Raw genomic sequence first — 23,232 nt, 5'->3', positions numbered from 1 at the left:
ACATCCGCCGCGCGACACGCTTGCCGCGCGTTTTTTTGGTGAACGACATTGGAAATCCTCGAATCCTCCCGGCCTGGCAAGGGCCCCGGCAAGGCCAACAGCGCTGACGCGAACGCGTCCGCCACCTCCGCCCTGGCCGACACCATCGCCGCGGCCAACGCCGACGGCCGAACCCCACGCGTGGGCTTCGTATCCCTGGGCTGTCCCAAAGCCCTGGTCGACTCCGAACGCATCCTGACCCAGCTGCGGACCGAAGGGTACGTCGTCACGCCCGAGTACAACGATGCCGACGTGGTCGTCGTCAATACCTGCGGCTTCATCGACAGCGCCAAGGCGGAATCGCTGGAGGCCATCGGCGAAGCCCTGGCCGAGAACGGCAAGGTCATCGTGACCGGCTGCATGGGCGTCGAGGAATCGGTGATCCGCGACGTGCACCCCAGCGTGCTGGCCGTGACCGGCCCGCAGCAATACGAAGAGGTGGTGCGCGCGGTGCACCAGGCCGCGCCGCCCAAGAAGGACCACAACCCCTATCTGGACCTGGTGCCGCCGCAAGGCATCAAGCTCACGCCGCGCCACTACGCCTATCTGAAGATCTCGGAAGGCTGTAATCACCGCTGCAGCTTCTGCATCATCCCGTCGATGCGCGGCGACCTGGTCAGCCGGCCGGTGGGTGACGTGCTGAGCGAAGCCGAGCGCCTGGTCAAGGCGGGCGTGAAGGAATTGCTGGTGATCTCGCAAGACACCAGCGCCTATGGCGTGGACATGAAGTACCGCAGCGGTTTCTGGAACGGCCGTCCGGTAAAGACCCGCATGACCGAACTCTGTATGGCCTTGTCCGAGATGGGCGTGTGGACGCGCCTGCACTACGTGTATCCGTACCCGCACGTGGACGAAGTGATCCCGCTGATGGCCGAGGGCAAGATCCTGCCCTACCTGGACATTCCGTTCCAGCACGCCAGCCCGCGCATCCTGAAGGCCATGAAGCGCCCGGCCTTCGAGGACAAGACCCTGGCCCGCATCAAGCGCTGGCGCGAGATCTGCCCGGATCTGACGATACGCTCGACCTTCATTGTCGGCTTCCCCGGGGAAACCGAGGAAGACTTCCAGTACCTGCTGGACTGGATGCAGGAAGCGCAGCTGGACCGCGTGGGCTGTTTCCAGTATTCGCCGGTGGAAGGCGCACCCGCGAACCTGCTGGACAATCCGGTGCCGGACGAGGTCAAGCAGGAACGTTGGGAACGCTTCATGGAACTGCAGCAATCGATCTCCAGCGCCCGCCTGGCCAGGAAGGTGGGCCGCGAGATCGACGTGCTGATCGACGAAGTGGACGAAGACGGCGCCGTGGGCCGCAGCAGCGCCGACGCGCCGGAGATCGACGGCTGCGTCTACGTCAGCTCGGACAAGCCCCTGAAGGCGGGCGACCTGGTGCGCGTGCGCGTCACCGATTCCGACGAATACGACCTCTGGGCCGACGCGATCTGAGCCCGGCCCCGCGCGCGGCGCCCGCCGCGTGCTGGGCTCAAGCTTCCAGCAGCTTGAGCCCAGCCACCCCGCCCACGATCATCGCAATGCACAGCAGGCGGGCGGCGGACGGCGAATCCCCGAACAGCATGATCCCCAGCACGGTGATGCCCACGGACCCGATGCCGGTCCAGATGGCATAGGCAGTGCCTGCGGGCAGCTGCTTCATGGCCAAGGTCAGCAAGAACACGCTGCCCAGCGCGGCCGCGATACCGATCACGCTGGGCCACAAACGCGTCCAGCCATCGGCATACTTCAAGGCCAGGGCCATCACGATTTCCACCGCGCTCGCGGCGACCAGAATCAACCAGGCCATTGCGGCCTCCTGCCAGGACTAGGGAACGGCTAGCTTAGAGACTATAGTTACCGCACGACAAGTACGCACCTTTTGGTAACTATGAAAAAGCCATCCGCCTCCACGCCCGCGGGCGACGTGTTCGACGCCGCCTGTCCGTCGCGCCGCGCCCTGGAACTGATCGCCGGCAAATGGGTGCCGCTGATCCTGCCTGCGCTGGAGCATGGCCCCATGCGCAACAACGAGCTGCTGCGCAGGCTGGACGGGATTTCGCAAAAGGTCATGACGCAGACGCTCAAGGAACTGGAGCGCCACGGCCTGGTGCTGCGCGAGGACCTGGGCACCGTGCCGCCTCACGTGAACTACCGGCTGAGCGAACTGGGCCAGTCCCTGAACGTGGCCCTGATCGCGCTGGACCGGTGGGCCGAGACCCATCATGCGGCGCTGGACGCGGCCGCGCGCCGCCACGATGCCCGGGCGGCGCGCCGCGCCCGCTAGCGCTTGGCCAGGAAGTCCGACATGTCGTCGGCGTGCTCTTCCTCCACCGCCAGGATTTCCTCCAGCAGGCGGCGCGTGGTGGTGTCCTGTTCGCCGATGTACTCGATCATCTGGCGGTAGCTGTCGATGGCGATGCGCTCGGCGATCAGGTTCTCCTTGATCATGTCCTCCAGCGAGGTGCCTTCGACGTACTCAGAATGGCTGCGCTCCAACAGACCCTTGGGCGACAGGTCGGGCTCGCCGCCCAGCTGCACGATGCGCTCCGAGAGCCGGTCGGCATGGTCCTGTTCCTGCGTGGCGTGCTCGGCGAATTCCGCGGCCACGGGCTCGGCGTTCAGTCCCCGGGCCATGAAGTAATGGCGCTTGTAGCGCAGCACACAGACGATCTCGGTAGCCAACGCTTCATTCAGCAGCTTCAACACGGTCTGGCGGTCGGCGCGATAAGTGTCGGTCACGGCGCCGGACTCGATGTCCTTGCGCGCCTTGGCGCGTATGGCCTTCACGTCCATGTCGAACGGGCGGCTCGCCTGCGCGTGGGTACGGGTTGCTTGTTCCATATCGTGGCTCCTCTTGGTTAAGTGAAAGCACTGCGACACTGGGCTTCCAGTCTCTCCGTACAACCCAGTCTACCGATCGTGGCGGAACATGCTGTGTCCAAACATTGCCTGCGCCCCTCCAAATTGCCCGGCGAAACCGGTTTTCGAACCTTGCGTAAACTATGGGCTTCCCGAAAACCCGTGACGCAATCTGTAACGGGATAGGCATCACCCGAAGATCTATGACTCTGAAGAACATTTGCGTGTATTGCGGCTCGAACCCGGGCGCCCGGCCGGATTACATCGAGCAGGCCCGCGTGCTGGCCCGCGAACTGGTGCGGCGCGATCTGGGACTGGTGTACGGCGGCTCGGTCGTGGGCATCATGGGCGTGGTGGCCAATGAGGTGTTGGCCGCCGGCGGCCGCGTGATCGGCGTGATCCCGGAACTGCTGATGAAGAAGGAACAGGCGCACCGCGGCCTGACCGAACTGCACCTGGTGCAGAGCATGCACGAGCGCAAGGCCATGATGATGGAAAAGGCCGACGGCTTCATCGCGCTGCCAGGCGGCGCGGGCACGCTGGAAGAGTTCTTTGAAGTCTGGACCTGGGCCCAGCTGAACATGCACCAGAAGCCCTGCGGCCTGTTGAACATTGCCGGCTACTACGACGCGCTGGTCCAGTTCGTGGACCATGCGGTCGAGGAAGAATTCATCCGCCCCCAGCATCGCGACATGCTGGTGGTGGAAGAGGACCCTGCTTTGCTGCTGGACCGCTACGCCATGTACGAACCACCCAATGTCTCGAAGTGGTTCGAACAGATCAAGGCCTGAGGCCATCCATTCACCAGACCACAACGGAAGCCCCGCAATGCCCACCCATGCGTTGACTCCCGCCAGTACCGAATCCGTCCTGCGCGACTACTTTCACGCCAAGGACGAGAACCGCCCGCACTACATGGCGCGCGCGTTCGCGCCGGACGCCGTGCTGAAGATGGCCTTGCGCACGCAGGCCATTGCCTTTCCGCCCGAGTCGCACGGCCTGGCCGCCATCACCGATACGCTGGTGCGCAAGTTCGGCCAGACCTACGACAACGTCTACACGTTCTACCTGGCGCGGCCCGAGGCTGGCGCGCGCCTGCCCGACTACCAGTGCGACTGGATCGTGGGCATGACGGAAAAGGCCACGGGCAACGTCCGCGTGGGCTGTGGCCGCTATGACTGGGAATTCCAGCCCGAGCCCTATCGCGCCAGCAACCTCGTCATCACCATCGAAACCATGGTGACGCTGCCCGCGCACGACACCGAAGCGGTGTTCGGATGGCTGCTGGGCCTGGACTATCCCTGGGCCAGCGCCGCCCGCGTCGTGGCCGGCGCGCCGCCGCTCGAAGGCCTGGCTCCCGTCGTGCACTATCTGCTGCATCCGAACGGCGCCTAGGGTCGGTACACGGCCATTTCAGCATCAACAGGCTCTAGAGATCCGCGACTTGAAATACGACATCGCTGCTTTTGATTTTGATGGAACCCTGGCGGACACCATGCCATGGTTCAACTCCATCCTGAATACGGTGGCCGACAAATATGGCTTCCGCAAGATCGACGCCTCCGAACGCGACCAGCTGCGCCATCGCGATGCCGCCGAGATCCTCAAGTTTCTCGGCATCCCGCTGTGGAAGCTGCCCGCCATCATGGCCCATGTGCGCACGCTGATGCAGGAAATCGACCCCAGCGTGCACCTGTTCGACGGCATTCCCGACGCGCTGGCGCGCCTGAAGGCGGGCGGGCTGCGGCTGGCGGTGGTCAGCTCGAACTCCATCGAGAACGTGCAGCGCGTGCTGGGCGCGGAAACCGCCGCCCTGTTCGACAACTACGAATGCGGCACCGACCTGTTCGGCAAGTCCGCCAAGATCGACCGCCTGCTCAAGCAGCACGGCACCGCCCCCGAGCGCTTTCTGCTGGTGGGCGACGAAATGCGCGACATCGACGCCGCCCGCAAGGCGGGTGTGCGCGTGGGCTCCGTCGCCTGGGGCTATAACCATGTCGAGGCGCTGCGCGAACGCGGCCCCGACGAGCTGTTCTTGACTGTTGCCGACCTGCCAGCCGCGCTGGCCTGAACCTGGGACCTCACTGCCATGCATATCGACCCTGCCCACCTGGTTACTGACGCGGACGCCCTGCAAGCGCTGTACGGCTCGCCTGGCGAAGCCTCGATCAAAAAGGAAGTGGACCATGTGCATCCGCACTACCGCGCCTTCATCGAAGCCGCGCCGTTCGCGATGCTGGCGACCGCGGGTCCCGATGGCCTGGACGCCTCGCCGCGCGGCGACCCCGCGGGCTTTGTAGTGGTGGAGGACGAAAAGACGCTGCTGCTGCCGGACCGCCGCGGCAACAATCGCATCGACAGCTTGCGCAACATCCTGGCCGACCCGCGGGTCGCGTTGCTGTTCCTCGTGCCTGGCGTGGGCGAAACCCTGCGCGTCAACGGCGCGGCGCGCATCAGCGTGGACCCCGCCCTGCTCGCCCGCTTCGAGATGGACGGCAAGCTGCCGCGCTCGGTGCTCGTCGTCGACGTGCACACCGTGTATTTCCAGTGTTCGCGTGCCCTGCTGCGCTCCAAGCTGTGGGATCCCGCTACCCAGGTGCCGCGCAGCGCCTTGCCCAGCGCCGGCCGCATCCTGTCGGACCTGACGGCAGGCACGTTCGACGGCGTCACCTACGACCGCGATCTACCCGCCCGCGTGGCCAGCACCTTGTATTGAAAGCGAGTTCCGGGGCGGCTCGGCCCCGGTGTTGTCAGGCCGGCTGCCAGCCGCGCGCGAACACGTCCACGGGCTGGCGCTTGCCGCCCGCCTTCTGCAATTCCAGCAGGCGCAGCACGCCGTTGCCGGTGGCGATGTCGATCCCTGAGACATCGGCCCGCAGCACGCTGCCGGGCGCAGCCGTCGTGGCCTGATCCAGCGCCTGCGCGCGCCACACCTTCACCGGGTCTGCCAGGCCGGGCAGGCGGATGCTGGCGCCCGGCACGGGATTGAAGGCGCGCACGCGGCGCGCCAGCAGTTCCGCCGGCTGCGTGCAATCCAGCGCGCCCTCAGCCTTGTCGAGCTTGGCGGCGTAGGTCACGCCGGCCTCGGGCTGCTTGCGCGGCGTCAGTCCACCTTGAGCCAGCGCATCCAGCGCCGCGACGATCGCCTCGCCGCCCGCCAGCGCCAACGCATCGTGCAGTTCGGCCGCCGTGGTGTCGCCGCCAATGGGCACGACGCGTTCAAGCAGCATGTCACCCGTATCCAGGCCCTGATCCATTTGCATGATGGTCACGCCAGTCTGCGCGTCGCCGGCCTCGATGGCGCGCTGGATGGGCGCGGCGCCGCGCCAGCGCGGCAGCAGGCTGGCATGGATGTTCAGGCAGCCCAGGCGCGGCAGGTCCAGCACCCATTGCGGCAGGATCAGGCCATAGGCGGCCACCACCATCACATCGGGGGCCACACGCTCAAGCAGCGCCCGGGCCTCGCCGGCCTCTTCGGGATAGCGGCCGTCCAGGCGCAGGCTGCGCGGCTGGGCGACCTCGATGCCGGCGTCCAGCGCCGCCTGCTTCACGGGGCTGGGCGTCAGCTTCAGCCCGCGCCCGGCAGGCCGGTCGGGCTGGGTCATGACCAGCGGGATCTCATGGCCTGCGGCGCGCAGGGCGTCAAAAGCGATACGGGCGAATTCCGGCGTGCCGGCAAAGACTAGGCGCATGGGACGTGAAAAGAAGAATGGAACGGACGTTCAAAGAATCGCGTTGCCCGCAGCCAGGAGGCCTGACCGATCCGGGGCGCCGCGGATCCGGCTTTGCCGGTCCCCCTGCGCCGCCCCCTGGAGAGGGGCCCGCCTAGGGGGCCCGTGCAGCGGGTAGGAGGTGGGCCCCTCTACGCTCGCAACGCTTCGCGCTCGGCCTTTTTCAGCCTGGTCTTGATGCGGTTCTGCTTCAGGCTGGACAGGTATTCCACGAACACCTTGCCTTCCAGATGATCGAGCTCGTGCTGCACGCACACGGCCAGCAGACCGTCGGCCTCGAACTCGAAGGGCTTGCCATCCACGTCCAGCGCCTTGCAGCGGATACGGGAGGCGCGCTCGACGTCGTCATAGACGCCAGGCACGGACAGGCACCCCTCTTCGTAGATCTTGTAGTCGTCGCTGCGCCACGTGATCTCGGGATTGATCAGGACCAGCAGCTGGTTGCTTTCCTCGGACACATCGATCACGACGACGCGCTCATGCACGTCGACCTGGGTCGCGGCCAAGCCTACGCCCGGCGCGTCGTACATGGTTTCGGCCATGTCGCGCACCAGTTGGCGGATGCGGTCGTCGACCTCGGCGACCGGCTTGGCCTTTTTGTGCAGGCGCGGGTCCGGGTAGCGAAGAATAGGAAGTAAAGCCATTGCGGGGGAAATGCCAGTAGTCAGGTTTACATAAGAGTTTAATTCATTAGACTCTTGATTTCTAATAGTTTTCGGCTAATCCCGGGATTGGCAGGATTGCCATGAGCCCGGGAGTTTCCTGGCCGCGCCACGCCGCAAATCAATCCGCCCCGGCCCGCGGCCCAACGCCCCGCATGCGACACTCTCGCACCACCGACGCCCTTACGCGCCCCGCACGATGCCGCTTACGCAATCCCCTTCCGAACTGGCCGCCTGGCTGCGCCTGTCCCTGGAACCGAACATCGGCTCCGCCACCGCCTGCACCCTGCTCGGCGCGCTCGGCCTGCCGGAACAAATCTACGCCCAGCGCGCCGCGGCTCTGTCGCGCCATCTGCCCGAAGCGCTGGCGCGGCAGCTGGCCGCCCCGATGCCGCCAGAGATGGCGGCGCAGGTCGAAAGCGCGCTGGAATGGGTGGCCGCGCCCGGCCGGCACATCCTGACGCTGGCCGATCCCACCTATCCGCAAAGCCTGCTGACCATCGCCGACCCGCCCATCCTGCTCTATGTGGCGGGCGACCCCGCTTTCCTGCAGGGGCCGTCGCTGGCCGTGGTGGGCGCGCGCAACGCCACGCCCGGCGGCCAGGAAAACGCCCGCGCCTTTGCGCGGCATCTGGCCGGGCATGGCTGGCGCGTCGTCAGCGGGCTGGCGCTAGGTATCGACGGCGCCGCCCATGAAGGCGCGCTGGACGCCGGCCCCGATGGCGCCGGCACGGTGGCCGTCATGGGCACCGGCATAGACCGCATCTACCCCGCCAAGCATCGCGACCTGGCGCACCGCATCGCGGCGCACGGCGCGCTGGTGTCGGAACTGCCGTTGGGCACGGGCGCGCTGCCGCAGCACTTCCCCAAGCGCAACCGCATCGTGGCCGGGTTGGCGCGCGGCGTGCTGGTGGTGGAAGCCGCCCGCCAGAGCGGATCGCTGATCACGGCCAGGCTTGCCGCAGAAGGCGGGCGCGAGGTCTTCGCCATTCCCGGATCCATCCATTCGCCGCTTTCGCGCGGCTGCCATGCGCTGATCCGCCAGGGCGCCAAGCTCGTGGAAACCGCCCGCGACATCACCGACGAATTGGGCGGCGCCCCCACGCCGGCCGCGCGCGCCCAGCCCGCCGCCGCGGAGGCCTTGCCTGACCACCCGGTGCTGGACGCGCTGGGCTACGATCCGCTGCACCTGGATGCGATCCAGGCCCGCATTGGAATGGACACCGCCGACCTGCAGACGCAGTTGGTCGAACTGGAGCTGCAAGGCCGCATCGTCCGGCTCGACGATGGCCGTTACCAGCGCATGAAATAGGGTTGTTCCCCCTGGACCTCCCTGCAAAACAGGGTCGGCGCTATGGCGCTAATATTGGGCAGATAGCGCCGCCCTGCCGCGCCGCTTACCCCATCCCGAGACAGGAACAAACATGGCTTTGCCCTCCCGCGTGAAGATCGTCGAGGTGTCGCCCCGCGATGGCCTGCAGAACGAAAAGGAATTCGTCCCCACCGACATCAAGGTGGAATTGGTCAACCGCTTATCCGCCGCCGGTTTCCCCAATGTGGAAGCCGCCTCGTTCGTGTCGCCCAAATGGGTGCCGCAAATGGCCGACGGCGCCGAAGTGATGGCCCGCATCGAGCGCCGTCCCGGCACCATCTATTCCGTGCTGACGCCCAACATGAAGGGCTTCGAGGGCGCGCTGGCCGCCGGCGCCGATGAAATCGTGATCTTTGGCGCGGCCAGCGAAGCCTTCTCGCAAAAGAACATCAACTGTTCCATCGCCGAATCGATCGCGCGCTTCGAACCCGTGGTGCAGGCCGCACGCGCCGCCGGTATCCGCGTGCGCGGCAGCATCAGCTGCGCGCTGGGCTGTCCCTACCAGGGCGAAGTGCCGGTGGAAGCGGTCGTGGATGTGGCGCAGCGCTATCTGGCGATGCAGGTCGACGAGATCGACGTGGCAGACACCATCGGCGTGGGCACGCCCAAGCGCGTGCGCGAAGTGATGAGCGCAGTGACGCGCGTGGCCGACCCGGCCCGCATCTCCGGCCACTTCCATGACACCTACGGGCAGGCCTTGGCCAACATCCTGGCGGCGCTGGAAACCGGCATCTCGATTTTCCACACTTCAGTGGCCGGCCTGGGCGGCTGCCCCTACGCCAAGGGCGCCACCGGCAACGTCGCCACCGAAGACGTGCTGTACATGCTGCGCGGCCTGGACATCGACACCGGCGTGGACTTCGACGCCGTGGTCGACATCGGCCAATGGATGTCGGCCCACCTGAACCGCAAGGGCGCAAGCCGCGCGGGCAACGCCATTGCCGCCAAACGGGCGGCATGACGGACCGCATGAACGCTTCGGCCAGCACGCCCTCCGCCGAGGAACACGCGGCGCTGCTGCGTACCATCGGTCCCCTGCCCTTGTCCGGCCAAGCCTGGCCCGACTGGGTCCGCATCCTGACCTGGGTCATCCTGGCGGTGCTGGGCGTGCAGGTGGTCACCACCGCCATCCGTGCGCCCTCGCAGCCCTTCGACACCTTGCTGGCCGTCGTGGTGGGGCTGTGCTTTCTGGGGCTGCTGTTCGTTTCCTGGCACATGCAGACGTCCATCACCACCATCGACGAACGCGGCCTGCGCCAGACCTGGTTCACACGCCGCGAAGTCGCCTGGGAAGACGTGCGCTACGCGCGCTTCGTGCCGATGCTGTTTTCCAAGCGGCTGGTGGTGTTCACGCACCGCGGCCGGCCGATGATCTTCCAGGGCGGCACGCGGGAACTGCGGGCGGCGTTCGTGAAGATCGCGGAGTTGTACCGGCGCGGATAAAGCCATTGGGCTTCGCGCACGAGGCAATCGATTGCCCAACGCGCGAAACCCGTCGTCGTCACCGTATCGGCAACGCGTACATCAAGCCGCCCTGCGTCCACTGCGCATTCAGCCCGCGCTTGATCTTCAGGGGGCTGCCCTGGCCCACGTTGCGCTCGAAGCTCTCGCCGTAGTTGCCCACCTGCTTGACGATGTTGTAGGCCCATTTCTCGTCCAGCCCCAGGTTGGCGCCGCTGCCGGGCGTGACGCCCAGGATGCGCTTGATGTTGGGGTTGGCGCTCTTGGCCTGCTCGTCCACGTTCGCGGACGACACGCCGTACTCCTCGGCTTCGATCATGGCCGACAGCGACCAGCGCACGATGTTCAGCCAGGCATCATCGCCCTGGCGCACGAAGGGCCCCAGCGGTTCCTTGGAGATGATCTCGGGCAGCACCACGTAGTCGTCGGGGTTCTGCAGCTTGGAAATGCGGATCGAGGCCAGGCCCGAGGCATCGGTGCTGAAGACGTCGCAGCGGCCGGCGGCGAACGCGTTGACCACTTCGTTGAAGGTCTCGATCACGACCGGCTTGTAGCTCACGTTGTTGGCGCGCGCCCAATCGGCCAGCGTGTTTTCGTTGGACGTGCCGGTCTGCAGGCAAATGGTGGCGCCGTTGATCTCCTTGGCGCTCTTCACGCCCAAGGACTTCGGCACCAGGAAGCCCTGGCCGTCATAGAAGTTGATGCCGGCGTGGATGATGCCCAGTGCGGTGTCGCGCTGCTGCGTCACGGTGGTATTGCGCGTCAGCACGTCCACCTCGCCAGATTGCAGGGCGGTGAAGCGCTGCTGCGAATTCAACGGCACCACCTTGATCTTGTTGGCGTCGCCGAAGACCGCCGCGGCAATTGCGCGGCACAGGTCCACGTCCAGGCCTTGCCACTTGCCTTGCGCGTCGGGCGCGGAGAAGCCCGCGAAGCCCGTGGTCGTGCCGCAAGCCACGGCGCCGCGCTGGCGCACCACGTCCAGCGTGGCCGCTTGCGCGCCCTGTGCCGCTGCCGCCAGCAACGCCGCGCCGATCAACCCTTTTGCAATGTTCATGACCTCGTTTCCTGTTCTGCTTTGCGGGCGCGGGAACGCGCCGAGGCAAGAAGCTTATAGACATGAAGCGCCCAAACCAAATAACGAGCGCTTATTTAGGTATGCGCACCCCGCACGCAAGCGCCGGGGCGGACAGTCTGAAGAGCTTAGCAACAGGCCAGCCAGAGGCGCATGCGCGCCGTCAAGCCGGCATCAGAGCATCAGGCGGCCAGCGAGATCGACACCGGTTGGTTGGCCTCGCACGCGTCCAGCGCGCGGCCCAGCCGCACCATGCCCTGGGCGATCTGGCTTTCATTCATGGTGGCGAAGGACATGCGCATGGCGTGCAGGTCGGCCTGCGCCGCGTCCGCGTAGAACGCCTTGCCCGGCACGTAGACGACCTCGTGCTCGATGGCGTAGGGCAACAGCCGCGTGGCGTCGATCTCACCGGTCAGCCGGGCCCAGAAGAACATGCCGCCCTCGGGCTTGCTGAAGGTGACGCGGCCGTTGAGTTCGCGGGCCAGGGATTCCGCCATCGCGTCGCAGCGCTGGCCGTAGGCCGCGCGGATGCGCGGCACGTGCTCGCCGTAGCGGCCGTTGGCCAGGTACTGGGCCACGACTTCCTGGATCCAGGCGGACGAGGCCATATCGTCGGCCGCCTTGGCGCTGACGCAGCGGCGGCGGACTTCCGGCGGCGCCACCAGCCAACCGATGCGCAGCGCCGGCGCCATGGTCTTGGACATGCTGGCCAGGTACACGGCCCAGTGGCGCGCTTCGCCCTCGGCCAGCGCGGCGATGGGCGGCACCGCCTCGCCGGCAAAGCGCAGTTCGCTGTAAGGATCATCCTCGACGATCAGGAAGCGGTGCTTGACCGCCAGTTCCAGCAGCCGCAGGCGGCGCTCGCGCGTCAGGGTCGCGCCGCAAGGGTTGGAGAAGGAGGCGACCACGCAGACCATCTTGGGCTTGATGCGGCCGGCCAGTTCGTCCAGCGCGTCCACGTCGATGCCTTCGGGACCCGACTGCACCGTATGCACCGTTGCGCCGGTGTAGCGCAGCGCCTGTACGGAATTGGGAAACGCGGGCGATTCGATGATGGCGTGGTCGCCGGGCTGCAGCATGACGCGGGTCAGCAGCGCCAGTGCCTGTTGCGAGCCGCCGGTCACGACCAGCTCGGTATCGGCGTTGCAATGGAGGCCGCGTTCGGCCGACAGGCGCGCCAATTCGTGGCGCAGGCTGGCCTGGCCGTCGATGTTGGAATACTGCAGGCAGGCGCCCAGGCGGGCCAGGACCTGGGTCGAGGCGATCGACAGGCCTTCCACGTCGAACAGTTCCTGCGCGGGATAGCCGCCCGCCAGCGAAATGGTGCCCGGCCGCATGGCATACGGCATGAGCGATCGGATGGGGGAAGCGGGAGGATTCAGGAAAGGCGTGGCGAAAGCGTATTCAGGCGCTGCGGTGGACATGGCGGGAGACTGTGTAGGTTGGATACCGTGTCGCCCGCTGGGGCGGCGCCGGATGGCATAGAACATTGAAATATAAACAAATATCTTCAAATTCTAAGCCTGCCAATCAGACAGGGTCAACGACGCCGGCGGGCGTTGTGGCGAAACGATCCGGCGCAGTCCTACACTATGGGACATCCCGTTCCTACCAGAGAGCTGAATGACCGCCGTAGACACCATGGCCGGGCGCCTTGCCCAGATCCAGCAACGCATCGCCGACGCCTGCACGCGCGCCGGCCGTAGCCCGGACAGCGTGACGCTGCTGCCCGTCAGCAAGACCTTCGGCGTGGACGCCATCCGCGAGGGCATGGCGCTGGGGCTGACCCGCTACGGCGAAAACAAGACGCAGGAAATCCGCCAGAAAGCCGCGGCCCTGGACGGCCTGGGCCTGCAATGGGTGCTGATCGGCCACCTGCAGACCAACAAGGCCCGCGACGCCGCGCGCGACGCGGCCGAAGTCCAGTCGCTGGACCGGGTGGAGCTGGCCGAAGCCCTGCACCGCCGCCTGGCCAACGAAGGCCGGACCCTGGACGTGCTGGTGCAGGTCAAGACGTCGTCCGAGCCCACCAAGTACGGCATGGATCCCGCCGACGTGGCGGCCTTCCTGCGCCGCATCGCCGCTGACTTTCCGACGCTGCGCGTGCAAGGCCTGATGACGCTGGCCGTGAATTCGCCGGATCCCGCCGAAGTGCGCGCCTGCTTCCGTACCCTGCGCGAATTGCGCGACCGCCTGCGCCAGGAAAACCTGCCCGGCGTATCGCTGGACCGGCTCTCGATGGGCATGAGCGGAGACTTCGAACTGGCGATCGAGGAAGGCTCGACCGAGGTGCGTATCGGCTCGGCGATCTTCGGCGCCCGCAGCTACCCCGATCCGCAATAAGCCGCTGAAAACAGGGCACAAAACATCTGCCGATTGCCGGGGACGCAAGGCATAATAACGGCGCATAACAGGCCCCCCGCACACCCTGCGGCGGCGGCCCATACTTAATTCCGCACTTGGAGACACCCCATGCATAAGCACGCGAAGCGCCTGTTGGCGCTGGCCGCCCTGTCCCTGGCCGCCGGCGCGGCCTCCGCCCAATCCTGGCCCACCCAGCCGGTCCGCTGGATCGTGCCCTACCCGGCCGGCGGCGGCACCGACGTCGTGGCGCGCACGGTGGCAAGCGGCCTGGAAAAGCCGTTGGGCCAGACCATCGTGGTCGAGAACCGCCCCGGCGCCGCCACCATCATCGGCGCTACCGCCATCGCCCAGGCCGAGGCCAACGGCTACATGGTCGGCACGGCCGACTCGGGCACGCTGGCGTTCAACCCGTCGCTGTACGCCAAGCTGTCCTACGATCCGTCCAAGTTCACCTACATCGGCGGCATCGCCAAGTTCCCGCTGCTGCTGGCCGTGAATGTCAATTCGCCGTTCAAGACCGTGGACGACGTGATCCAGGCCGCCAAGAAAGAGCCGGGCAAGCTGTCGGCGGCATCCGCCGGCGCGGGCTCGCCGCATCACCTGGCGCTGGAACTCTTCAAGCAGCGCACCAACGCCAACGTGCTGCACGTGCCCTACAAGGGCGCGGCGCCCGCCGTCCAGGATCTGCTGGGCGGACAGGTGGACCTGATGTTCATCGATCTGGCCTCGGGCCTGCCCAACGTCAAGGCCGGCAAGCTGCGCGTGTTGGCCGCGGCCACTCCGGAACGCGTCGCCGCGCTGCCGGACGTGCCCACCATGGCCGAGCAAGGCGTGCCCAACTTCACCGCCTATGCCTGGCAAGGCCTGGTCGGCCCGGCCGGCCTGCCGGAGCCCGTCGTCAAGAAGCTGGCCGCCGACCTGGAAGCCACGCTGAAGTCGCCCGCCGTATCGCAGAAGATCCTGGACATGGGCGTCATTCCGATGCCAATGTCCTCGCAAGACTTCAAGGCCTACGCCGAACAAGAACGCAGCGCCTGGGCGGACGTGATCAAGAAGGCCGGCATCAAGCTGGAGTAATCCTCACAGCTCGCTGCCACAGTTGAAAAGAAAACCGCGACCAGCAATGGTCGCGGTTTTTTCTTGTGCGCTTCTTGCGTGGACTGCCGGCCTAAACCAGCACCCGCTCGATGCCGCCCGCATTGGCGCGGCGCACGTACTCTTCCATCCAGCCTTCGCCCAGGATGTGACGCGCCATCTCGACCACGATGTAGTCCGCGTCCATGCCGGTGTCGCCTTCATAGCGCGACAGGCCCTGCAGGCACGACGGGCAGGAAGTCAGCACCTTCACGTCGCCGGTGAAGCCGTCGCTGCGCAAGGCGGCATCGCCCTTGAGCAGCTCTTCCTGCTTGCGAAAGCGCACCTGCGTGGAGATGTCGGGGCGGCTGACGGCCAGCGTGCCCGATTCGCCGCAGCAGCGGTCGCTCTTGACGGCGTCGTCGCCGACCAGGGCGCGCACGGTCTTCATGGGTTCCTGCAGCTTCATGGGCGTGTGGCAGGGGTCGTGGTACATGTAGCGCACGCCCTTGGCCCCTTCCAGCTTGATGCCCTTTTCCAGCAGGTATTCGTGGATGTCGATCAGGCGGCAACCCGGGAAGATCTTGTCGAACTCGTAGCCCGCCAACTGGTCGTAGCAGGTGCCGCAGCTGACCACCACCGTCTTGATATCCAGGTAGTTCAGCGTGTTGGCGACGCGATGGAACAGCACCCGGTTGTCGGTGATGATCTGCTCGGCCTTGTCCGTCATGCCGTTGCCGCGCTGGGGATAGCCGCAACACAGGTAGCCCGGCGGCAGCACGGTCTGCACGCCCGCGTGCCACAGCATGGCTTGCGTGGCCAGGCCCACCTGGGAGAACAGGCGCTCCGAGCCGCAGCCCGGGAAGTAGAACACCGCTTCCGTGTCGGCCGTGGTGGCCTTGGGATCGCGGATGATCGGCACGTAGTTCGCGTCTTCGATGTCCAGCAGCTTGCGCGCCGCCTGCTTGGGCAGCCCGCCAGGCATCTTCTTGTTCACGAAATGCACCACCTGCTCGCGCAGCGGCGGCTTGCCCACCGTCGCCGGAGGCGCGGCGGTCTGCTTCTTCACCAGGCCCGACAGCAGGTCGTGCGCGGCGCGCTGGACCTTGTAGCCCACGCCCACCATTGCCTTGCGGGTGGCGTTGATGGTGGCCGGATCCTTGGCGTTCAGGAAGAACATGGCGCTGGCCGTGCCCGGATTGAACGACTTGCGGCCCATGCGGCGCAGCACGGCGCGCATGTTCATGGACACGTCGCCGAAATCGATGTCGACCGGACAGGGGTTGTAGCACTTGTGGCAGACCGTGCAATGGTCGGCCACGTCCTCGAACTCTTCCCAGTGCTTGAGGCTGACGCCGCGGCGGGTCTGCTCTTCGTACAGGAAGGCTTCCACCAGCAGCGAGGTGGCCAGGATCTTGTTGCGCGGCGAATACAGCAGGTTGGCGCGCGGCACGTGGGTCGCGCACACCGGTTTGCACTTGCCGCAGCGCAGGCAGTCCTTGATGGATTCGGAGATGGCGCCGATGTCGCTTTGCTGCATGATCAGCGACTCGTGGCCCATCAGGTTGAAGCTGGGCGTCCAGGCGTGGCGCAGGTCCGCGCCCGGCATCAGCTTGCCGGCATTGAAGTGGCCGTTGGGATCGACGCGGCGCTTGTAGTCCTGGAACGGCGCCAGTTCGGCCTCGGTCAGGAATTCATACTTGGTCAGGCCGATGCCGTGCTCGCCGGAAATCACGCCGTCCAGGTCGCGGGCGATCTGCATGATGCGTTCGACGGCCTGGTGGGCCTCCTGCAGCATGCCGTAGTCGTCCGAGTTGACCGGGATGTTGGTATGCACGTTGCCGTCGCCGGCGTGCATGTGCAGCGCCACGAAGACGCGGCTCTTCAACACGCGGCCATGGATGGCGATCATCTCGTCGACGATCTTCTTGTAGGCCGCGCCCGAAAAAGTGCGCTGCAGGCCCGCCAGCACTTCCGTCTTCCAGGACAGGCGGATGGTGCGATCCTGCACCACGTCGAAGACGCGCGCGCCGGGCTGCGCCGCGAGGCGGTCCGACAGCACGGGCTGCAGCTCGCCCAGGCCCAGGCCATGCAGCTCGGGCAGCGCCTGCAGAAGCGGCAGGTCGAGGTTGTCCAGCAACCACTGCCAGCGCTGCCTGACGGCGGCCAGCAGTTCCAGCGCCTGTCGGGTGCGCTCGGCCAGCATTTCGGCGCGGGTGGTCTCGACGTCCGTGTCGTCGATCTTGCCGACCGGCAACGGCGTGCACAGATAGGCGTCCAGCTCGCCCAGCAGCTTGAGCTTGTTGCTGGTCGAGAGTTCGATGTTGATGCGCTCGATGTGATCCGTGTACTCGCCCATGCGGGGCAGCGGGATCACCACGTCTTCGTTGATCTTGAAGGCGTTGGTGTGGCGAGCGATGGCGGCGGTGCGCGAACGGTCCAGCCAGAACTTCTTGCGCGCCTCGGGGCTGACGGCCACGAAGCCTTCGCCATGGCGCGTGTTGGCCAGGCGCACGACTTCGCTGGAAGCCGCGGCCACGGCGTCTTCGTCGTCGCCGACGATGTCGCCGATCAGGACCATCTTGGGCAGCACGCCGCGCTTGCTCTTGGTGGCGTAGCCCACCGCGCGCAGATAGCGTTCGTCCAGATGCTCGAGACCGGCCAGGATGGCGCCGCGGGCGCGGCCTTCGCCGTCCAGGTAGCCCTTGACCTCGACGATCGACGGGATCGCGTCGCGCGCCTGGCCGAAGAACTCCATACAGACTGTGCGCGTGTAGCGCGGCATGCGGTGCAGCACCCAGCGCGCCGACGTGATCAGGCCGTCGCAGCCTTCCTTCTGGATGCCGGGCAGGCCGGCCAGGAACTTGTCGGTAACGTCCTTGCCCAGGCCTTCCTTGCGGAACACGCGGCCCTGGATTTCCAGGGTTTCGGTCTTCAGCAGGCGTTCGCCCGGCTTGCCGCGGCCGTCGAACCACTTGAGTTCGAAGCGCGCCACGTCCACGTCATGGATCTTGCCCATGTTGTGGTCCAGACGGCTGACTTCCAGCCAGTTGCCGTTCGGGTCAACCATGCGCCACCAGGCCAGGTTGTCCAGCGCGGTGCCCCACAGCACGGCCTTCTTGCCGCCCGCGTTCATGGCGATGTTGCCGCCGACACAGGAGGCCTCGGCCGAGGTCGGGTCGACGGCGAACACGAAGCCCGCCGCCTCGGCGGCCTCGGAAACGCGCTTGGTCACGACGCCGGCGCCGGCATGGATGACCGCCACGGGCTCGGTCAGCCCGGGCAGCAGACAGGACTCGACCTTGCCGAGCTTGTCGAATTTCTCGGTGTTGATCACCGCCGACTTCCAGGTCAGCGGAATGGCGCCGCCGGTATAGCCGGTGCCGCCGCCTCGCGGGATGATGGTCAGCCCGAGTTCAATACAGGCGGTGACCAGGGCGGCGATCTCGTCTTCCGTGTCCGGCGTCAGCACCACGAAGGGATATTCCACGCGCCAGTCGGTGGCGTCGGTCACGTGCGAGACGCGCGACAGGCCGTCGAACTTGATGTTGTCGCGCGCGGTGATGCGGCCCAGCACCTTCTGCGCCTGTTTGCGCATCATGGCGGTCTGATCGAACTCGCCCTCGAACGCGGCGATGGCGGAGCGCGCCCGCGCCAGCAGTCCGACGACCTTCTCGTCGCGGTGCGGATCGTGGCCGGCCTCGGCGGGCACGTCCGGTTCGCGGCGGCGGTCGATTTCGCCCAGGCGGTGATGCAGGGCTTCGATGAGCTGCTTGCGGCGCTTGGGATTGTCGAGCAGGTCGTCCTGCAGATAGGGGTTGCGGCGCACCACCCAGATGTCGCCCAGGACCTCGTACAGCATGCGCGCGGAACGGCCGGTGCGGCGTTCGCCGCGCAGGTCGCTCAGCAGGCTCCAGGCGTCGTCGCCCAGCAAGCGGCCGACGATCTCGCGGTCGGAAAACGACGTGTAGTTGTACGGGATTTCGCGCAAGCGCGCGGGTGCTGTGGGCGGCATCGCCCCGTTCAAGATGTGGCTAGCGAGTGGGGCGTTCATGGCTGCAAGAAGGGGGCCCTTAAAAAATTATTTTATGCCATAGGCCGAGTCTGGCCCCTAATACCCCTAGGGAAGCGCTCGAAACTCGGAAATGATAGGGATGGTGCGTCCCCAATTAAGTGCAATCCTGGCGCTAGACCTGCCCGGGAAAAAACCACAGCAGTCCGGCCGTCATGACCAGATAGCGCAGGAATTTGCCGATGGCCATGTAGAGCACGCAGGGCCAGAACGACAGCCGCAGCCACCCCGCCACGGCGCATAGCGGATCGCCCACGGCGGGCAGCCAGGACAGCAGCAGCGCCGGCGGTCCCATGCGATGGATCCAGTCGTGGGCACGCTCGTTCCAGCGTCCGCGCATGCGTCCGCCTTCGGTCGCATCGGGATGCGGATGGGGGTGGTGTTCCTTCCAGCGCTGCACGGCGCGCTCGGCGCCCAGGCCCATGGCGTAGCTGATGGCGCCGCCCACCGTATTGCCCAGGGTCGCTACCAGGATGGCCGGCCAGAACATGTCCGGTGCCAGCTTGATGTAGCCGAATACAGCGGGTTCCGAACCCAAGGGCAGCAGGGTCGCGGACACCAGCGAAACCGTGAAGATGGCGGACAGGCCGACCGAGGGCAGCGACAGCACCCCCAGCATCCAATGCACAGCGGATAGCAGACTTTCTTCCATAGTGCGCCGAGTGTAGCCGCGCGCGGGTGCATAATCTGCCCCACCTCCCTACTTCTTGCCCCGCCTGCTGTCCATGTCCACTGATTATCTGAAACGCATCCTGACCTCCAAGGTTTACGACGTTGCGGTCGAATCGCCGCTGGAGACGGCACCGCTGCTGTCGCAGCGGATCTCGAACACGGTGCTGCTCAAGCGCGAAGATACCCAAGCGGTGTTCAGCTTCAAGCTGCGCGGGGCCTACAACAAGATGGCCAACCTGAGCCCGGCCGCGCGCAACCGCGGCGTCATCGCGGCCTCGGCAGGCAACCACGCCCAGGGCGTGGCGCTGGCGGCCAGCCGGCTGGGCTGCCGCGCCGTCATCGTCATGCCCACCACCAGCCCGCAGGTCAAGATCGACGCGGTGCGCCGCCTGGGCGGCGAAGTCGTGCTGGCAGGCGAGAGCTTTTCCGACGCCTACGCGCACGCGCAGATCCTGGAAAAGAAAGAGAAGCTGACCTTCGTCCACCCCTTCGACGATCCCGACGTGATCGCCGGCCAGGGCACCGTGGGCATGGAGATCCTGCGCCAGCATCCCGGCCCGATCGACGCCATCTTCGTGGCCATCGGCGGCGGCGGGCTGATCGCGGGCGTGGCCGCCTACATCAAGCAGCTGCGCCCGGAGATCAAGATCATCGGCGTGCAGACGGAAGACTCGGACGCCATGCTGCGCAGCGTGCGCGCGGGCCGCCGGGTGCAATTGAACGACGTGGGGCTGTTCTCCGACGGCACGGCGGTCAAGATGGTCGGCGCGGAGACCTTCAAGCTCACGCGCCAGTATGTGGATGATTTCGTGGTGGTCAACACCGATGCGATCTGCGCAGCCATCAAGGACGTGTTCCAGGACACCCGCAGCGTGCTGGAGCCGGCCGGCGCGATGGCCGTGGCCGGCGCCAAGCAATACGCGGCCGAACACAACCTGAAGGGAAAGACGCTGGTGGCGATCGCCTGCGGCGCCAACATGAATTTCGACCGCCTGCGCTTCGTGTCCGAACGCGCCGAAGTCGGCGAAATGCGCGAAGCCGTGTTCGCCGTCACCATGCCGGAGCAGCGCGGCAGCTTCCGCCGCTTCTGTGAATTGGTGGGCGAGCGCAGCGTGACCGAGTTCAACTACCGCATCTCCGACGCGGACCGCGCCCACGTCTTCGTCGGCATCCAGGTGTCCTCGGCATCCGAGCCCGACAAGATCGCCGCGAACTTCCGCCGCCACGGCTTTGACACGCTGGACCTGACCCACGACGAAATGGCCAAGACCCACCTGCGCCACATGGTGGGCGGGCGCTCGGCGCTGGCGCGCAACGAACTGCTGTACCGCTTTGAATTCCCGGAACGTCCGGGCGCGCTGATGCGCTTTTTGAACGCCATGAATCCGGACTGGAACATCAGCCTGTTCCATTACCGCAACCAGGGCGCGGATTATGGCCGCATCCTGATCGGCATCCAGGTGCCGCCCGCCGACAAGAAGCAGTTCCGCAGCTTCGTCGCCGAACTGGGCTATCCCCACTGGAACGAAACCGACAATCCGGCCTACAAGCTATTCCTGTAGGGCCGCGACCTTCACACCGGCGCACAAAAACGAGAGGGCCTCCATACGGAGGCCCTTCCCTTCCCTGCTCTAGAAACGTCCGGCGGCAACCAGTAGGGGGGGTTCGCTGTCACTCGGCGGCCCACGGAGATGGGCCGCGCATTCAGCAAGGTCTTGCCGGACGTCCTAGCGCTTAGAAACGGTGACGCACGCCCACGGCGACTGCCGTGTCGGTCGCATCGTGCTGGAACGCGTAGTTGTCGCCGTAGGAGGCGTACGCGTACAGGTTGGTGCGCTTGGTGAAGTCGTAGGTGTAGCCCAGGCTGTAGACGTTGAACGTTGCATCGTCGCCCGTCAGCTTGTCGTTGCTGGCGGTGGCGCGCTGCCACGAACCGAAGACAGCGTGGCGGCCCAGCGGCACGGTGGCGCCGATCATGTACGAATTGGCGCGGAAGCCGTCAGCCAGCTTGAACGAGCCCAGGTTCTGCATGCCGTCGGGCGTGGTGCCCATGTTCTGGCCGACGAACCAACCGTCGCGGGTCTGGCCGAACGCAGCCGCGACCTTCACGACTTCGAAGTCATACGAACCGCCCAGGATGTATTCCTGGATGCGCGCTTCGGACTTGCCGCCGGTCTGGCCGTTGGACGGGTTGAAACGGTCGTACGCCGCAGCCAGGTTCAGCGGGCCGTTGACGTACTGCACGCCCGCCGTCAGCACGCGGTTGTTGTTGCCGGTTGCGAAACCGGTCTGCGAGGTGTCGCTGACCGTGTCATCGGCGCTGAACGAGTAACCCACGCCCAGCTTGAAGCCGCCCATGCTGGGGGTCTGGTACAGGACCATGTTGTCCAGGCGCATCGTGTTGGCACTGCCGAACGTGGTACCCATGTTGGCGGTGTTGTAGCTGATCGAGAACGGGTCGATCGAGCCGAAGTACTTGGAAGCCAGGTTGGTCTGGCGGCCGAATTCGAGGCGGCCCCAGGAATCGCTGTCCAGGCCCACGGTGGCCTGACGGCCGAACAGGCGGCCGTTCTGCAGCGACTTGCCGTTCATGGGGCCGAAGCCGCCTTCCAGGGTAAACACGGCGCGCAGGCCGTCGCCCAGATCTTCGGTGCCGCGCAGGCCGAAGCGCGAGCCGCTGCTCACGCCTTGAACTCCGCCGAAACGGCTTTGCGAATTACCGCCGAACTTGACCTTCTCGTAGCCGACACCGGCATCGATCAAGCCGTACAGCGTCACGGAGTCTGCGGCTTGCGCAGCGCTGGCGAAACCAGCCAGCAGCGCGACAGCCAATAGCGTCTTCTTCATATAAGTCCCCAAAATGGCGAGATGAAAGGCAAACCGCAAACCCACCGCGCACAGAGCTGGGAGTCTGCGTGCCGCTGCGAACAAGTTAGCGGCGCATGCACTGAAGCCAGTGTCCAGCCTGCGCCCATTCGAAGTAACCCGGATTTCGAAGAACTACTTTCCATGGTTGGGATAATGACGGCCTTCTTACTAACCACCCTCTTTGGAAACCTGCGTTAACGCATTGATATCAAATGCGAATTAAGGCTCGCAAAACACCAGACGGGCCTCGGATATTCTCCTGCCGGGCCCGACAGACCAACAAGAGTTGTTGATTGGCCCGGACAATTCTGATGTGCAAACGCCACACTATCGGCGGATGGCGGACCATCCGCTACATATAAAAAAAGCCCCTCGACACTTCGAAGGGGCTCTTTTCTTGCCAGCTGGACGGCTTACCGGCCTTGGGGCGGGTAGTCCAGTTCACCGAACGTGTACTCGCCGCGGGCCTTGGCTTCAGCCAATTCCTGACGCACTTGTTCGCGGCTCTTGCCGGCGGTTTGCGACACCGCGGCCTTGGGCGGGTAGTCCAGTTCAGCAGAGGTCACCTGGCCAGCAGCCTTGGCGCTTTGCAGTTCCTGCTGGACTTGCTCGCGCGACAGGCTGGTGCGCTCGACGGCGGCAGGCGGATAGTCCAGTTCACCAAACGTGACCTGGCCGGCGGCCTTGGCGGCTTGCAGTTCCTGCTGGACCTGTTCACGCGTCTTGCCATCGGCGTGAGCGGCGGACATACCCACCAACGTTGCGGTAACCATGAGTGCGGTAGCTAGGGCTTTCATTGAGACGACTCCATCCTAAACCTTGCACATCGTCTTCTGCCAGGCTGGCAGGTGCGATATGACAATTTGATTGCTGGGACGAAGTATCTGGCGATTGCGGCCTAGTAAAAACCCTTATTTTGGGGAACATATTTGCACAGATGGGACAATTACGGGATGTCATCGCCAGAATCTGCGCATTTTCTGCACACTTCC

At 65.8% G+C, this 23,232-nt stretch carries 22 protein-coding genes; 12 read left to right on the top strand and 10 right to left on the bottom strand.

Annotated features, from left to right (window positions below; all coding sequences use genetic code 11):
- Positions 1-144: 144 nt before the first annotated feature.
- Positions 145-1,482 carry a 30S ribosomal protein S12 methylthiotransferase RimO gene (rimO, locus tag ACM1PE_RS30900; RefSeq protein WP_059378353.1) on the top strand — a complete coding sequence of 446 codons (1,338 nt, stop codon included), beginning with the start codon at positions 145-147 and terminating at the stop codon, positions 1,480-1,482.
- 37 nt (positions 1,483-1,519) lie between these two features.
- Here rimO and ACM1PE_RS30895 read toward each other — a convergent pair whose 3' ends face one another.
- Positions 1,520-1,837, bottom strand: a complete 318-nt coding sequence (locus ACM1PE_RS30895; RefSeq protein WP_059378230.1) for a DMT family transporter — start codon at positions 1,835-1,837, stop codon at positions 1,520-1,522.
- 81 nt (positions 1,838-1,918) lie between these two features.
- Here ACM1PE_RS30895 and ACM1PE_RS30890 point away from each other — a divergent pair, with 81 nt between their 5' ends.
- The gene (locus ACM1PE_RS30890; RefSeq protein ID WP_059378232.1) at positions 1,919-2,314 is read left to right on the top strand and encodes a winged helix-turn-helix transcriptional regulator; all 396 of its coding nucleotides are present in this window, start codon (positions 1,919-1,921) and stop codon (positions 2,312-2,314) included.
- Here the strand turns inward: ACM1PE_RS30890 and ACM1PE_RS30885 are convergent.
- The gene (locus tag ACM1PE_RS30885) at positions 2,311-2,871 is read right to left on the bottom strand and encodes a ferritin-like domain-containing protein (protein WP_059378234.1); all 561 of its coding nucleotides are present in this window, start codon (positions 2,869-2,871) and stop codon (positions 2,311-2,313) included. The two genes, ACM1PE_RS30890 and ACM1PE_RS30885, sit on opposite strands and share 4 nt — an antisense overlap.
- A gap of 221 nt (positions 2,872-3,092) precedes the next feature.
- Here ACM1PE_RS30885 and ACM1PE_RS30880 point away from each other — a divergent pair, with 221 nt between their 5' ends.
- Genes ACM1PE_RS30880 through ACM1PE_RS30865 form a run of 4 tightly spaced genes read left to right on the top strand, consistent with a single transcriptional unit; the run spans position 3,093 to position 5,605 of the window.
- Entirely contained in the window at positions 3,093-3,680 is a 588-nt protein-coding gene (locus tag ACM1PE_RS30880) for a TIGR00730 family Rossman fold protein (RefSeq protein ID WP_059378237.1), read from the top strand.
- 37 nt (positions 3,681-3,717) lie between these two features.
- Positions 3,718-4,284: a hypothetical protein gene (locus ACM1PE_RS30875; protein ID WP_118933583.1), complete on the top strand. Its 567-nt coding sequence runs from the start codon at positions 3,718-3,720 to the stop codon at positions 4,282-4,284.
- Between the two features lie 49 nt (positions 4,285-4,333).
- Entirely contained in the window at positions 4,334-4,960 is a 627-nt protein-coding gene (locus ACM1PE_RS30870; protein WP_059378241.1) for an HAD hydrolase-like protein, read from the top strand.
- Between the two features lie 18 nt (positions 4,961-4,978).
- Positions 4,979-5,605 (top strand): pyridoxamine 5'-phosphate oxidase family protein, encoded by a 627-nt coding sequence (locus ACM1PE_RS30865; protein WP_419342070.1) that lies wholly within the window; start codon positions 4,979-4,981, stop codon positions 5,603-5,605.
- A 34-nt stretch (positions 5,606-5,639) separates the two neighbouring features.
- Here the strand turns inward: ACM1PE_RS30865 and fmt are convergent, their stop codons facing one another.
- Together fmt and def are read right to left on the bottom strand one after the other, a co-directional pair.
- Positions 5,640-6,581, bottom strand: coding sequence for a methionyl-tRNA formyltransferase (gene fmt, locus ACM1PE_RS30860; RefSeq protein WP_059378248.1), 942 nt, complete (start codon positions 6,579-6,581; stop codon positions 5,640-5,642).
- 170 nt (positions 6,582-6,751) lie between these two features.
- On the bottom strand, positions 6,752-7,264 hold the full coding sequence (gene def / locus ACM1PE_RS30855; protein ID WP_059378250.1) for a peptide deformylase: 513 nt from the start codon (positions 7,262-7,264) through the stop codon (positions 6,752-6,754).
- A gap of 217 nt (positions 7,265-7,481) precedes the next feature.
- Between def and dprA the strand changes: the two genes are divergently transcribed.
- From dprA to ACM1PE_RS30840, 3 genes are all read left to right on the top strand, one after another.
- Positions 7,482-8,594, top strand: a complete 1,113-nt coding sequence (gene dprA / locus ACM1PE_RS30850; protein WP_419342069.1) for a DNA-processing protein DprA — start codon at positions 7,482-7,484, stop codon at positions 8,592-8,594.
- Between the two features lie 112 nt (positions 8,595-8,706).
- Positions 8,707-9,615, top strand: coding sequence for a hydroxymethylglutaryl-CoA lyase (locus ACM1PE_RS30845; protein WP_059378254.1), 909 nt, complete (start codon positions 8,707-8,709; stop codon positions 9,613-9,615).
- A gap of 8 nt (positions 9,616-9,623) precedes the next feature.
- Positions 9,624-10,097: a hypothetical protein gene (locus tag ACM1PE_RS30840; protein WP_059378355.1), complete on the top strand. Its 474-nt coding sequence runs from the start codon at positions 9,624-9,626 to the stop codon at positions 10,095-10,097.
- Positions 10,098-10,155: 58 nt separating this feature from the next.
- Here the strand turns inward: ACM1PE_RS30840 and ACM1PE_RS30835 are convergent, their stop codons facing one another.
- Positions 10,156-11,172: an amino acid ABC transporter substrate-binding protein gene (locus ACM1PE_RS30835; RefSeq protein ID WP_059378256.1), complete on the bottom strand. Its 1,017-nt coding sequence runs from the start codon at positions 11,170-11,172 to the stop codon at positions 10,156-10,158.
- A gap of 200 nt (positions 11,173-11,372) precedes the next feature.
- Entirely contained in the window at positions 11,373-12,614 is a 1,242-nt protein-coding gene (locus tag ACM1PE_RS30830) for a PLP-dependent aminotransferase family protein (RefSeq protein WP_059378259.1), read from the bottom strand.
- 199 nt (positions 12,615-12,813) lie between these two features.
- Between ACM1PE_RS30830 and ACM1PE_RS30825 the strand changes: the two genes are divergently transcribed.
- Both ACM1PE_RS30825 and ACM1PE_RS30820 read left to right on the top strand, forming a co-directional pair.
- Entirely contained in the window at positions 12,814-13,533 is a 720-nt protein-coding gene (locus tag ACM1PE_RS30825) for a YggS family pyridoxal phosphate-dependent enzyme (protein WP_059378261.1), read from the top strand.
- A 129-nt stretch (positions 13,534-13,662) separates the two neighbouring features.
- The gene (locus ACM1PE_RS30820) at positions 13,663-14,631 is read left to right on the top strand and encodes a Bug family tripartite tricarboxylate transporter substrate binding protein (protein WP_118933586.1); all 969 of its coding nucleotides are present in this window, start codon (positions 13,663-13,665) and stop codon (positions 14,629-14,631) included.
- Between the two features lie 91 nt (positions 14,632-14,722).
- Here the strand turns inward: ACM1PE_RS30820 and ACM1PE_RS30815 are convergent, their stop codons facing one another.
- Both ACM1PE_RS30815 and ACM1PE_RS30810 read right to left on the bottom strand, forming a co-directional pair.
- Positions 14,723-18,682, bottom strand: a complete 3,960-nt coding sequence (locus ACM1PE_RS30815; protein WP_419342068.1) for a DUF3683 domain-containing protein — start codon at positions 18,680-18,682, stop codon at positions 14,723-14,725.
- Positions 18,683-18,815: 133 nt separating this feature from the next.
- Complete coding sequence (locus ACM1PE_RS30810; RefSeq protein ID WP_118933587.1) at positions 18,816-19,352, bottom strand: YqaA family protein; 537 nt, start codon at positions 19,350-19,352, stop codon at positions 18,816-18,818.
- Between the two features lie 73 nt (positions 19,353-19,425).
- Here ACM1PE_RS30810 and ilvA point away from each other — a divergent pair, with 73 nt between their 5' ends.
- A complete protein-coding gene (ilvA, locus tag ACM1PE_RS30805; protein WP_054457791.1) occupies positions 19,426-20,934 on the top strand; it encodes a threonine ammonia-lyase, biosynthetic in 1,509 nt (502 codons plus the stop codon).
- 172 nt (positions 20,935-21,106) lie between these two features.
- Here the strand turns inward: ilvA and ACM1PE_RS30800 are convergent, their stop codons facing one another.
- Both ACM1PE_RS30800 and ACM1PE_RS30795 read right to left on the bottom strand, forming a co-directional pair.
- Entirely contained in the window at positions 21,107-22,219 is a 1,113-nt protein-coding gene (locus ACM1PE_RS30800) for a porin (RefSeq protein ID WP_419342066.1), read from the bottom strand.
- Between the two features lie 434 nt (positions 22,220-22,653).
- Complete coding sequence (locus ACM1PE_RS30795; protein WP_059378272.1) at positions 22,654-23,037, bottom strand: DUF4148 domain-containing protein; 384 nt, start codon at positions 23,035-23,037, stop codon at positions 22,654-22,656.
- Positions 23,038-23,232: the final 195 nt, after the last annotated feature.

The organism is Achromobacter sp. PD1 (assembly GCF_048541815.1).
Lineage (GTDB): Bacteria > Pseudomonadota > Gammaproteobacteria > Burkholderiales > Burkholderiaceae_B > Achromobacter > Achromobacter bronchisepticus_A.
Note: the sequence above shows the minus strand (reverse complement) of the source record. Positions and strands in the feature narration are given on the sequence as shown.